General features: G+C 56.7%; 10 protein-coding genes. 9 read left to right on the top strand and 1 reads right to left on the bottom strand.

Features of this window, described 5'->3' with window-relative positions; translation table 11 throughout:
• Positions 1-15 precede the first annotated feature (15 nt).
• The 4 genes from rpoC (at position 16) to C8N31_RS19315 (ending at position 7984) form a co-directional block, all read left to right on the top strand.
• Positions 16-4263, top strand: coding sequence for a DNA-directed RNA polymerase subunit beta' (gene rpoC, locus C8N31_RS19330; protein ID WP_025048112.1), 4248 nt, complete (start codon positions 16-18; stop codon positions 4261-4263).
• A 136-nt stretch (positions 4264-4399) separates the two neighbouring features.
• Complete coding sequence (locus C8N31_RS19325; RefSeq protein WP_025048111.1) at positions 4400-6277, top strand: FAD-dependent monooxygenase; 1878 nt, start codon at positions 4400-4402, stop codon at positions 6275-6277.
• 27 nt (positions 6278-6304) lie between these two features.
• Positions 6305-7117, top strand: a complete 813-nt coding sequence (locus tag C8N31_RS19320) for a glycosyltransferase (RefSeq protein WP_025048110.1) — start codon at positions 6305-6307, stop codon at positions 7115-7117.
• Complete coding sequence (locus C8N31_RS19315) at positions 7118-7984, top strand: DMT family transporter (RefSeq protein WP_025048109.1); 867 nt, start codon at positions 7118-7120, stop codon at positions 7982-7984.
• On the opposite strand, the gene C8N31_RS19310 is transcribed toward C8N31_RS19315, so the two are convergent.
• On the bottom strand, positions 7970-8794 hold the full coding sequence (locus tag C8N31_RS19310) for a putative rhamnosyl transferase (RefSeq protein WP_025048108.1): 825 nt from the start codon (positions 8792-8794) through the stop codon (positions 7970-7972). The two genes, C8N31_RS19315 and C8N31_RS19310, sit on opposite strands and share 15 nt — an antisense overlap.
• A gap of 381 nt (positions 8795-9175) precedes the next feature.
• On the opposite strand from C8N31_RS19310, the gene rpsL reads away from it, so the two are divergent.
• From rpsL to C8N31_RS19285, 5 genes are all read left to right on the top strand, one after another.
• Entirely contained in the window at positions 9176-9547 is a 372-nt protein-coding gene (gene rpsL / locus C8N31_RS19305) for a 30S ribosomal protein S12 (protein WP_011570072.1), read from the top strand.
• A gap of 87 nt (positions 9548-9634) precedes the next feature.
• The gene (gene rpsG / locus C8N31_RS19300; protein ID WP_025048107.1) at positions 9635-10105 is read left to right on the top strand and encodes a 30S ribosomal protein S7; all 471 of its coding nucleotides are present in this window, start codon (positions 9635-9637) and stop codon (positions 10103-10105) included.
• A gap of 95 nt (positions 10106-10200) precedes the next feature.
• Positions 10201-12321: an elongation factor G gene (gene fusA, locus C8N31_RS19295; RefSeq protein ID WP_025048106.1), complete on the top strand. Its 2121-nt coding sequence runs from the start codon at positions 10201-10203 to the stop codon at positions 12319-12321.
• Positions 12322-12347: 26 nt separating this feature from the next.
• Complete coding sequence (locus C8N31_RS19290; protein ID WP_156026888.1) at positions 12348-12851, top strand: DUF6778 family protein; 504 nt, start codon at positions 12348-12350, stop codon at positions 12849-12851.
• Positions 12852-12875: 24 nt separating this feature from the next.
• On the top strand, positions 12876-13213 hold a 338-nt coding region (locus tag C8N31_RS19285; RefSeq protein WP_211313765.1), incomplete at its 3' end, for a GTP-binding protein.

Genomic DNA, 13213 nt, shown 5'->3' with positions numbered 1-13213 from the left:
TTCAAGGATTTGAAAATGAACCAGGAACTGACAAACAACCCGTTCAACCCGCTCACACCTCCCAAGGTGTTTGACGAGATCAAAGTCTCGCTGGCCTCGCCAGAGCGGATTTTGAGCTGGTCTTTCGGTGAGATCAAGAAACCAGAAACCATCAACTACCGGACGTTCAAGCCAGAACGTGACGGTTTGTTCTGTGCGCGTATCTTTGGACCGATCAAAGATTACGAATGCCTCTGCGGCAAATATAAGCGCATGAAATATCGCGGCGTTGTCTGCGAAAAGTGCGGTGTGGAAGTCACGCTGCAAAAGGTCCGCCGCGAACGCATGGGCCACATCGAACTGGCCGCGCCGGTTGCGCATATCTGGTTCCTCAAGTCGCTTCCGTCCCGGATCGGCCTGATGCTGGACATGACCCTGCGCGATCTGGAACGTGTTCTGTATTTCGAAAACTACGTGGTGATCGAGCCCGGTCTGACGGATCTGACTTATGGCCAGATGATGACCGAAGAAGAATACATGGATGCCCAGGATGCCTACGGCATGGATGCTTTCACCGCCAATATCGGCGCTGAGGCGATCCGCGAAATGCTGGCGGCAATTGATCTGGAAGCCGAAGCAGACCAGCTGCGTGCTGATCTGAAAGAGGCCACTGGCGAGCTGAAGCCCAAGAAGATCATCAAGCGTCTGAAAGTGGTTGAATCCTTCCTTGAGTCCGGCAACCGTCCGGAATGGATGGTTCTGACCGTGATCCCCGTGATCCCACCAGAACTGCGCCCGCTGGTGCCGCTGGACGGTGGCCGCTTTGCGACGTCGGATCTGAACGATCTGTATCGCCGGGTGATCAACCGGAACAACCGTCTGAAGCGTCTGATCGAACTGCGTGCGCCCGATATCATCGTACGTAACGAAAAGCGGATGTTGCAGGAATCTGTGGATGCGTTGTTTGACAACGGCCGCCGTGGCCGGGTGATTACCGGCGCCAACAAGCGTCCGCTGAAGTCACTGTCTGACATGCTGAAAGGTAAGCAGGGTCGTTTCCGTCAAAACCTTTTGGGTAAGCGCGTCGACTTTTCCGGTCGTTCGGTCATTGTGACCGGTCCAGAGCTGAAGCTGCATCAGTGCGGTCTGCCGAAAAAGATGGCGCTGGAGCTGTTCAAGCCGTTTATCTACAGCCGTCTTGAGGCCAAAGGTCTGTCTTCCACGGTGAAGCAAGCCAAGAAACTGGTCGAAAAAGAACGTCCCGAAGTTTGGGATATTCTGGATGAAGTGATCCGCGAACACCCTGTCATGCTGAACCGTGCGCCTACGCTGCACCGTCTTGGCATTCAGGCGTTTGAGCCGGTCTTGATCGAAGGTAAGGCGATCCAGCTGCACCCGCTGGTCTGTTCTGCCTTTAACGCGGACTTTGACGGTGACCAGATGGCGGTTCACGTGCCGCTCTCGCTTGAGGCACAGCTTGAAGCGCGTGTTCTGATGATGTCCACGAATAACGTTCTGTCGCCTGCAAACGGCGCGCCTATCATTGTTCCATCGCAGGATATGATCTTGGGTCTGTACTATACGACCCTTGCACGCGATGGCATGGTTGGCGAAGGCAAAGTGTTCGGCACCGTTGATGAAGTGCAGCATGCGCTTGACGCGGGTGAAGTGCATTTGCACACCAAGATCAAAGCACGGATCAAACAGATCGACGACGAAGGCAACGAAGTGCTTGTGCGCTTTGACACAACGCCGGGCCGTGTCCGTTTGGGTGCGTTGCTGCCGCTGAACACAAAGGCACCTTTTGATCTGGTGAACCGTCTGCTGCGTAAGAAAGAAGTGCAGCAGGTCATCGATACGGTCTACCGTTACTGCGGCCAGAAAGAATCTGTGATCTTCTGTGACCAGATCATGACGATGGGTTTCCGTGAGGCGTTCAAGGCGGGCATTTCGTTCGGTAAGGACGACATGTTGATCCCGGAAAGCAAATGGACGTTGGTTGATGAGACACGCGGACAGGTGAAAGACTTTGAACAACAGTACATGGACGGCCTGATCACTCAGGGTGAAAAGTACAACAAAGTTGTTGATGCCTGGTCGAAGTGTAACGACAAGGTCACCGATGCGATGATGGGGTCGATTTCTGCGGAACGTCATGACGACAATGGCGCCGAGATGGAGCCAAACTCTGTTTACATGATGGCCCACTCCGGTGCGCGTGGTTCTGTAACACAGATGAAACAGCTGGGCGGGATGCGCGGCTTGATGGCAAAGCCGAATGGCGACATCATCGAGACACCGATCATCTCGAACTTTAAAGAAGGTCTGACCGTTCTGGAGTACTTTAACTCCACTCACGGTGCCCGTAAGGGTCTGTCGGATACGGCTTTGAAAACAGCAAACTCGGGTTACCTGACACGTCGTCTGGTGGACGTTGCGCAGGATTGCATCGTGCGTATGCATGATTGTGGAACTGAAACCGCCATCACCGCCGAAGCGGCCGTGAACGATGGTGAAGTTGTCTCTTCTCTGGCCGAGCGTTTGCTGGGCCGTGTGGCGGCGGATGACATCCATAAGCCGGGCACTGACGAAGTGCTGGTGCCAGCAGGATCGTTGATCGACGAACGCATGTCGGATGCAATCGAAGAGGCGGGTGTTCAATCCACACGCATCCGGTCGCCGCTGACCTGTGACGCCGAAGAAGGTGTTTGCGCCATGTGCTATGGCCGTGACCTTGCACGCGGTACCTTGGTGAACCAGGGCGAAGCGGTGGGTATCATCGCGGCGCAATCCATTGGTGAGCCGGGTACACAGCTGACGATGCGGACGTTCCACATCGGCGGCGTTGCGCAGGGTGGCCAACAGTCGTTCCTTGAGGCCTCTCAGGAAGGCAAAATCGTGTTTGAAAACGCACAGACCCTTGAGAACGCCGCAGGCGAGATCATGGTTATGGGCCGGAACATGAAGCTGTCCATCCAGGGTGATGACGGGGAAGAGCGTGCCAGCCACAAGGTTGGCTATGGTTCCAAACTGTTTGTCAAAGACGGGCAAGCGATTGCACGTGGCGACAAGCTGTTTGAATGGGATCCCTACACACTGCCGATCATCGCTGAGAAATCCGGTACAACCAAATTTGTTGATCTGGTTTCGGGCATTGCTGTCCGTGACGAGACCGATGATGCAACCGGTATGACCCAGAAGATCGTGATCGACTGGCGTGCAGCGCCCAAAGGCAACGAGCTGAAGCCAGAGATCATTCTGGTCGATGCCAACGGTGAGCCTGTGCGCAATGATGCGGGCAACCCTGTGACCTATCCGATGTCTGTTGATGCGGTTCTGTCCATTGAGGACGGTTCTGAAATTCAGGCCGGTGACGTTGTTGCGCGTATCCCGCGTGAGGGTGCCAAAACCAAGGACATCACCGGTGGTCTGCCACGTGTGGCCGAACTCTTTGAGGCACGTCGCCCCAAAGATCACGCCATCATCGCGGAAATCGACGGTTACGTACGCTTTGGCAAGGACTACAAAAACAAGCGCCGTATCGCGATTGAGTCCTCTGACGATGCCGACGTGAAGGTTGAATACATGGTGCCTAAGGGCAAACACATTCCGGTTGCGGAAGGTGATTTTGTCCAGAAGGGCGATTACATCATGGACGGTAACCCCGCGCCGCACGACATTCTGTCCATTATGGGTGTTGAGGCCTTGGCCGATTACATGATCGACGAAGTGCAAGATGTTTATCGCCTTCAGGGTGTGAAGATCAACGACAAGCACATCGAAGTGATCGTGCGCCAGATGTTGCAGAAATGGGAGATCCAGGAATCTGGTGACACCACGCTGCTCAAGGGTGAACACGTGGACAAACAGGAATTCGATCAGGCCAACGAAAAGGCACTGTCGAAAGGTGGCCGTCCTGCCAAGGGCGAACCGATCCTGCTTGGTATCACTAAGGCATCTTTGCAGACCCGTAGCTTTATCTCTGCGGCGTCCTTCCAGGAGACAACGCGCGTTCTGACCGAAGCATCGGTGCAGGGCAAACGTGACAAGCTGGTTGGCCTCAAAGAGAACGTCATCGTGGGTCGTCTGATCCCGGCGGGCACCGGCGGTGCAACGCAGCAGATGCGCAAAGTGGCGCAAGATCGTGACAACGTCGTGATCGAAGCCCGCCGCGAAGAGGCCGAAGCCGCCGCCTCGCTTGCCGCGCCAACGGCCAGCTCGGATGACATCGTGGGTGGTGACGTGTTTGACACGGTGATCACAGACGACGACAGCCGCAGCTGATCTGACCCGATATTGAAATCAAAAGCCCCCGCAGCCTGACCGCTGCGGGGGCTTTTTCTTTTGACGGGCAGAAGACTTGGCAAGGCGAGCGGCTGTGATAGCGTGGAAGGGGCGCATTTCCGAGCCGGAGCTTTTTATGCAATATCATTACGATGGGTTTAAGCCCGGTGACCCTTCCGTGCGGACCGAGAGTGGGGCCGAAGACCGGGACCAGTCCAGGGTTGACGTTCTCATCATCGGTTGCGGGCCCGCAGGCCTGACCCTTGCGGCGCAACTTGCGCAGTTTTCCGATATCACGACCCGCATAGTAGAGCGCAAATCAGGGCCGCTTGAGATGGGGCAGGCCGACGGTATCGCCTGCCGGTCCATGGAGATGTTCGAGGCATTCGGCTTTGCAGATCCCGTCAAGAAAGAAGCCTATTGGGTGAACGAGACGTGTTTTTGGCGTCCCGCTTCGGACGGCGGCATTGCCCGCGCGGGCCGGATCAAAGACGTCGAAGATGACCTGTCGGAAATGCCCCATACCATTCTCAGTCAGGCCCGGGTGCATGATTTCTTTCTCGAAGAGATGGCCAAAGCACCCAGCCGCCTGTTCCCCGACTATGATCTTGAACTGGACGGGCTGCACATGGAGCAAGAGGCGACGCATCCGGTTGTAGCGCAGCTGCGCGGGTTAAACGGGACCAGGGATGAAGTCGTGCGGGCGAAATATGTCGTTGGCTGTGACGGTGCCCGCAGCGCCGTTCGCAAAGCCATGGGGCTGCGTCTTGAAGGACAATCGGCGCGACAGCTTTGGGGTGTGATGGATGTGCTGGCGGTTACGGATTTCCCGGACATCCGGCTAAAATGCGCGATCCAATCTGCGGATGCGGGCAGTATTTTGATCATTCCGCGTGAGGGCGGAACCATGGTTCGGCTGTATATTGAGTTGGACGCGCTGAAAGATGATGAACGCGCAGCGGACCGCAATGTGACCTCCGAGATGTTGATCCAGCGGGCGCGCGCGATCTTGTCGCCTTATCAGTTTGACGTGAAAGAGGTGGTCTGGTGCTCGGCTTATGAGATCGGGCAGCGGGTCTCGGCGCGGTTCGACAATCTGGGCGGAGCTTTACATAGCGGGGACGATCCGCATGTGTTTATCGCTGGGGATGCCTGCCACACCCACAGCCCCAAGGCGGGGCAGGGCATGAATGTATCCATGGCCGACACGTTTAATCTGGGTTGGAAGCTGGCCGCAGTTCTGCGCGGGCAGGCGGCGCCGAGGCTTCTGAAAAGCTTTTCAGAGGAACGGCAGGCCAAAGCGCAGGAGCTGATAGATTTTGATCGTGATATGGCCAAACTCTTCAGCTCGAAAGATCGCAAATCCAGCGAGGAGGCGACGTTTCAGGCATATTTTCAAAAGCATGGCCGCTACACCGCTGGGGTCGAAACGCGGTATGATCCATCCGGTGTCATCGCTGCCGGATGCGACCAAAGCCTTGCTGCCGGATTGCTTGTCGGTGCGCGGTTTCACTCTGCGCCGGTGATCCGGTTGGCGGATGCCAAACCTTTGCAGCTTGCTCATGTCATGCGGGCGGACGGGCGTTGGCGGGTGATCCTTTTCGCGGATGAGGGCGATACTGGCGCAGCGGGTGGCGCAGTGGCCAATGTCTGCGACGCGCTTGCATCTGGCACGGTGGCCGAGGTGACCCGCACGGGCGATGACCGCGACGCGGTTATTGATCTGCGGGCGGTGTTTCAGCAAGGCCATCGGCACTTGGATCTTGGCGCGATGCCAGCCGCGTTGCGGCCTGCAAAGGGGCGGCTGGGACTGACCGATTATGAAAAGATCTTCTGCGCAGATTTGTCAGGTGTTGGTGATCTGTTTGATATGCGGGGCATTGACCGGCAGCGCGGCGCGATGGTGCTGGTCCGCCCTGACCAGTTTGTGGCGGGGGTTTATGCGCTGACGGATCACGCCAGACTTTCGGCTTTTCTGGATCAGGTGCTTTTGCCGGACCGGTCTTTGCCCTAGGTTGCATGGAAAAGTAGCAGGGCGCGGATGGCACAGGCACATCGGATACAGATCAAAGGGTTGATACGGTTTTCATACCTGTCCGAAAACGGCTTTGCCAATTCGGCGCATGGGATCGAGAAAGCCCGCGCAACTCTTTATGATCCAGACAGGCTTGAACGGCGGTTTGCACTGTTTGAACGGCTGGCGCTGCATTCACTGGCAATACAGGATGATCCGGATTTTTCGGTGGCGATCCTGATTGGCGACAGCCTGCCAGACGCGGCGCGACAGCGGCTTGAAAACCTGTTGGTCGATTTCAAGCAGGCCCATATCGTTGCCCTGCCGCCCATGGTGCATATTCAGGCTGTCAAACAGGCATTTGCCGCGCTTCCCGAACATCCCAAGGCGACCCATATTGCGACCTTCCGGCAAGATGACGACGATGCGATGCACCGCACGACGCTGGCCCGCATTCGCAGTTTGGGCGGCGCATTGTTGCAAACCCGCGAGAACAAGCGGCCATTTGTGATCGGGTTCAATCGTGGCTTCTACTTTGATCCCTCTGCGCCGGAACCAATCACCGAATGGTACGAACGCACGCCGCTGGGCATCGGGCTTGCGATGATTGCGCCCAAGGGGGATCCAGCCACGATTTTCCGGCGCAATCACCGGCAGTTGACCGAATACTACGATTGCTACACCGAGACGACGCGGCCGATGTTTATCCGATCGGTGCATCAGGACAACGATTCAGCCGCCTCCACCACGGGGCGGCGCGGGCAGTTGCGCCCGGCGGGGATCCGGCGCAACTTGCGCGAGGGCTTCGATTTGACCCCCGAAATGCTGGAGAAGTTCTGAATGTCACCAAATCTGGTGGGTGCGCTGCTGATGATGGCGTCGATGGCCTGTTTTGTGGTCAGTGACGCGGTCCTTAAACTAACCGGTGGCGCAGTGCCGCTGTTTCAGCTGTTGTTTCTGCGTGGGTTGATTTCTTGTGCGTTGATCCTTGTCACGAAGGGGCGGCTTGGCGCATTGCATTTTGACATTGCGCGCCGCGATTGGGCGCTGATCATGATCCGCGCGGTGACCGAGGCGATGATCGCCTATTTCTTTCTCACCGCGCTGTTCAACATGCCCTTGGCAAACCTGACGGCGATTTTGCAATGTGTGCCGCTGACCGTCACATTGGCTTCGGCGATCTTTCTGCGCGAGGCCGTGGGCTGGCGGCGGATGGTTGCGATTGCGGTTGGTTTTGTCGGGGTGTTGTTGATCGTAAAGCCGGGGGCTGAGGGCTTTAACGTTTGGTCGCTTTATGCGGTGATCGCGATGCTGGGTGTGACGTTCCGTGATTTGATCACCCGCAAACTGTCGCCCTCTGTGCCGTCGATGACGGTCACCTTGGTCACCGCGTTGACGGTTCTGATTGCGGCCGGTCTGGCGTCTTTGACAGAGCCATGGGTCGCAGTTGATCCTTCCGTCGGGCTGCTGATTGCGGCATCTGCCGTGCTGGTTCTGGGCGGCTATTTCTTTTCCATCCACGTGATGCGGATCGGCGATGTCTCCTTCATTGCACCGTTCCGGTACACGGGGCTTGTTTGGGCGTTGCTGCTTGGCTTTGTGTTCTTTGGTGAATGGCCCGGATGGATGACATTGACCGGCGCGGGTATCGTTGTGGGAACCGGGATCTTTACGCTTTACCGCGAGCGCAAGTTAGCGGGCGGTTGATGGCAACGCGGCAAAGGCCGCAGCGACACTGCCTGCATCCACGTTAAAGACCTTTTTGAAGTGGGCTTTGGCAGCGGCATCCAGCGGCGCAAAATCCGGTTGTTTGATGCCGGGTTTTTGCCGGGAATCGTTATAGGCGTTGTGCCCGCGCAGCATCATATCCTCACCTGTGAATGTCACAGTGGGCATTTTCCGGCCCACCTTCATATGGGCGAAGTTCATCACGCTCAGCGGCAGATCGTGCCGGATCATCAGCGCCAATGCGGCGGCGGCGTAGGGCGCTTGGGTGGGCGCGGCCAATAAGCCGTCCGGGCCGGGTTGCACGATGTAACCTTGGTTGAAATCAATGGCGATATGGCGATGCCGTGCGGCCATCGGGGCGACATCACGGGCGGCTTGGCGCAGTTTCTCGATATAGTTGCAGGCCACAGCGTCATCGTCATCCATCCGGAATTGCAGGCAGGGTGCGTCATCGAATCGTCTGACGCTGTTGGTGGCGTCTTGCATCACTTTGCGGTGCGGGCCAGGGGCGCGGGGCAGGATCACCGCCTGCGGCATATCGGCCAATAGCGCCTCAAGCCGGTCGCGGTATTGATCCGGCAGGCTGTCGCCAATCACCACGGCCAGTGTGAAATCATCATCTGTCTGGGCGCGCAGCGGTGGCAGCATCATTGTCTCGAAAGTGGCAAAGCGTTCGTCCATGCGGGCAGGGGCATATAGATAGTCCATCCGCGCCTTCAGGCTGTCATGTTCAACCTGAAAACCGCCGTCACCGGGGTAGGAAAAGCGGCAGATGCCGATGGCTTGCATATGGAGTGCGGACCTTGTCAAAGTTGGTTAACCAGTTCACGCCAACATTGCAGCCCGCGCAGGCCCGCGCAAGGGAGGGGCAGCTGTTGACAGCTGGGCTGCAACCTCCTATACGCCCGCTATCTCGGAAGGTGGGGGAAAACCCGCCAAACCGACATCAGAACCAAAGTGGTCAAGATCCGGTCTAATGCTGACCCGATCCTCTGTAGCCCCACCGCCACGTTTTCCCCGGTACGGAAACGCTGCGGTGATTTTGCGTTGCACTATGTGCGGCACAGGCAGAGGGCCACGCAAAAGTCTTTGCATGATGCAAAGCACCGAATTTGAAACCGCATGGGGGCCTCCTCGTGCACCATGTGAGCTAAGACGGGGATAACCTGAATGCCAACGATCCAGCAGCTGATCCGCAAACCGCGGCAGCCTAAAATCAAACGATCCAAATCCATGCACTTGCAAGAGTGCCCACAAAAGCGCGGCGTATGTACACGCGTTTACACAACCACTCCTAAGAAACCGAACTCCGCGATGCGGAAAGTGGCCAAGGTTCGCCTGACCAACGGTTTCGAAGTGATCTCCTACATTCCCGGTGAAAGCCACAACCTTCAGGAACACTCTGTGGTTCTGATCCGCGGCGGTCGTGTAAAAGACCTTCCCGGTGTGCGTTACCACATCCTGCGCGGTGTTCTGGATACTCAGGGCGTTAAAGACCGTAAGCAGCGCCGTTCCAAGTATGGCGCCAAGCGTCCCAAGTAATCGCAGTGGCGGGGTGAACCCCGCCCTACCGTCCATCCGTAGGGCGGGGTTTACCCCGCCGCCCCAAATTCCAAGGAAGACAACGACATGTCACGCCGTCACGCCGCTGAAAAACGCGAAGTACTGCCAGACGCCAAGTATGGCGATCTGGTTCTGACCAAATTCATGAACAACCTGATGATCGACGGCAAAAAATCCGTCGCCGAGCGTATCGTCTATAGCGCGATGAACCGCGTTGAAGACAAAATCAAACGCGCACCCATCGAAGTGTTCCACGAAGCGCTTGAAAACATCCAGCCATCCGTCGAAGTGCGTTCGCGCCGCGTCGGTGGTGCGACGTATCAGGTGCCTGTAGAAGTGCGCCCTGAGCGCCGCGTTGCATTGGCCATCCGTTGGTTGATCAAAGCGGCCCGTGCCCGCAACGAGAACACAATGGAAGAGCGCCTCGCAGGCGAACTTCTGGATGCTGTTCAGTCCCGCGGCACCGCGGTGAAAAAGCGCGAAGACACGCACAAGATGGCCGACGCCAACAAAGCGTTCAGCCACTACCGCTGGTAATCTAGAATACAAGATCGGGGCTCAGATCCGCTGGGCCCCATCGTTTCATTGGGCTTTGGCCCTTTTCAAAGCACACTCCTGAGGAAGCTTTTCAAATGGCACGCGACTATCCGCTAGACCGCTATCGCAACTTCGGCATCATGGCTCACATTGATGCCGGCAAGACCACATGTTCCGAGCGTATCCTGTATTATACAGGCAAATCCCACAACATCGGTGAGGTGCACGATGGCGCCGCCACGATGGACTGGATGGAGCAGGAACAGGAACGTGGCATCACCATCACTTCCGCTGCGACCACCACATTCTGGGAGCGTACAGAGGACGGCGAAACAGCCGACACTGAAAAGCACCGGATGAACATCATCGACACCCCGGGCCACGTTGACTTCACCATCGAAGTTGAGCGTTCCTTGGCTGTTCTCGACGGCGCGGTTGCCGTTCTGGACGCCAACGCCGGTGTTGAGCCGCAGACCGAAACTGTTTGGCGTCAGGCCGACCGGTACAAAGTTCCACGCATTGTGTTCGTCAACAAAATGGACAAGATCGGCGCGGACTTCTTTAACTGCGTTCACATGATCCAAGACCGTACAGGTGCCACACCTTGCCCGATCCAGATCCCAATCGGGGCAGAGACCGAGCTGGAAGGCATGATCGACCTCGTGACCATGGAAGAATGGGTCTGGGCCGGTGAAGACCTGGGCGCATCCTGGGAAAAACGCCCAATTCGCGCAGAGCTGAAAGAGCTGGCCGACGAATGGCGCGGTAAGATGGTCGAAGTTGCCGTTGAAATGGACGACGACGCCATGGAAGCCTATCTGATGGAAGGCACTGAGCCAGACATCGAAACGCTGCGCCGCCTGATCCGTAAAGGTACGCTCGAAATCAAGTTCATCCCTGTTCTGTGTGGTTCTGCGTTCAAGAACAAAGGCGTTCAGCCTCTGCTCAACGCTGTGATCGACTATCTGCCATCCCCGATGGACGTTGTTGATTACATGGGCTTTAAGCCAGGCGATGAAACAGAAACACGTGATATTGCCCGCCGCGCGGACGATAACATGGCGTTCTCTGGCCTTGCGTTCAAAATCATGAACGACCCGTTTGTGGGTACACTGACGTTCACACGCATCTACTCTGGTGTGCTGAACAAGGGTGACACGCTTCTGAACTCCACCAAGCAGCGTAAAGAGCGCGTTGGCCGGATGATGATGATGCACTCCAACGACCGTGAAGAAATCACCGAAGCATTCGCAGGCGACATCATCGCGCTGGCGGGCCTGAAAGACACCACAACCGGTGACACGCTTTGCGCGGTTAACGATCCTGTGGTTCTGGAAACAATGACCTTCCCAGATCCGGTGATCGAGATTGCGGTTGAGCCTAAAACGAAGGCCGACCAAGAGAAAATGGGCATTGGCCTCCAGCGTTTGGCTGCCGAGGATCCATCCTTCCGTGTTGAGACTGATCTGGAATCCGGTCAGACCATCATGAAGGGTATGGGCGAACTTCACCTCGACATCCTCGTGGACCGTCTGAAGCGTGAATTCAAAGTTGAAGCGAACATTGGTGCGCCTCAGGTTGCCTATCGTGAAACCATCTCTCGTGAAGCTGAGATCACTTACACGCACAAAAAACAGTCCGGCGGTTCCGGTCAGTTTGCGGAAGTGAAAATGATCCTGATGCCAACCGAGCCAGGCGAAGGCTATTCCTTCGAGAGCCGCATCGTTGGTGGTGCTGTTCCAAAGGAATACATTCCGGGCGTTGAAAAAGGTATCAACTCTGTCATGGACAGCGGTCCTCTGGCCGGCTTCCCTGTGATCGACTTCAAAGTGGCGTTGATCGACGGTAAGTTCCACGACGTTGACTCCTCCGTTCTGGCGTTTGAAATCGCGGCCCGCATGGGTATGCGCGAAGGCATGCGCAAAGCGGGCGCGAAAATGCTTGAGCCAATCATGAAAGTCGAAGTTGTCACACCTGAAGAATACACAGGCGGCATCATCGGTGATCTGACATCGCGTCGCGGTCAGGTACAGGGTCAGGACACACGCGGTAACGCGATTGCCATCGACGCTTTTGTGCCTCTGGCGAACATGTTCGGCTACATCAACACCCTGCGTTCGATGTCTTCTGGTCGTGCGAACTTCACCATGCAGTTCGACCACTACGAAGCCGTTCCACAGAACATCTCTGACGAGATCCAGGCAAAGTTCGCGTGATGATGAACCGGCGTTCATTCCTTGCAATGACTGCTTTGACAGCCGTTGCAGCCTGTGCTGAACCGCTTCTGGATGAACAGACAGCGGGCAGCCTTAAGGTTGTGGATGTGTCGGTTGACGTTTCGCAAATCGAAGGTGTGAAGGGGCGGCAGATCACCGTCGCCCCCGAAAAAATCCAGGCGGATGTCCGTAATCACCTGTTGGCCTATCTCAAAGATGGGTCAGTCGGAAGCCGGCCCGTCAAGGCAGAGGTCTCCATCACGCAATTCCATCTGGTCTCCCCAGGTCAGGCTTTGCTGGTTGGCGGCACAAGCACAATCTCCGGTGTGCTGACTGTCAAAGATGCCCGCAATGGCACGGTGGTTCTCGAACCTACCAAGGTCTACGGCACAGCCAAGGGCGGATGGGCGCTCGGTGGGTTGGTCGGTGCGGCTGTGAAGGCGGATCAAACCCCTGAGCAGGACTACAAAGCAACAATCGTGGGCTTCTCTCAGGATGTCCGCAAGCGCCTGCTCGGCGCAGAGAAATAACTGAATTAAGAAGGAGCCACTACCATGGCAAAGGAAAAGTTTGAACGTAATAAGCCGCACGTCAACATTGGCACAATCGGCCACGTTGACCACGGTAAAACGACGCTGACAGCGGCGATCACCAAGTATTTTGGTGACTTCAAAGCGTATGACCAGATTGATGGCGCGCCCGAAGAGAAGGCTCGTGGGATCACGATCTCTACCGCGCACGTGGAATATGAGACCGAGAACCGTCACTACGCGCACGTTGACTGCCCCGGCCACGCCGACTACGTCAAGAACATGATCACCGGTGCGGCGCAGATGGACGGCGCGATCCTGGTTGTGAACGCTGCTGACGGCCCAATGCCACAGACGCGCGA

Origin of the sequence: Sulfitobacter mediterraneus, from assembly GCF_003054325.1 — a bacterium.
GTDB lineage: Bacteria > Pseudomonadota > Alphaproteobacteria > Rhodobacterales > Rhodobacteraceae > Sulfitobacter > Sulfitobacter mediterraneus.
Note: the sequence above shows the minus strand (reverse complement) of the source record. Positions and strands in the feature narration are given on the sequence as shown.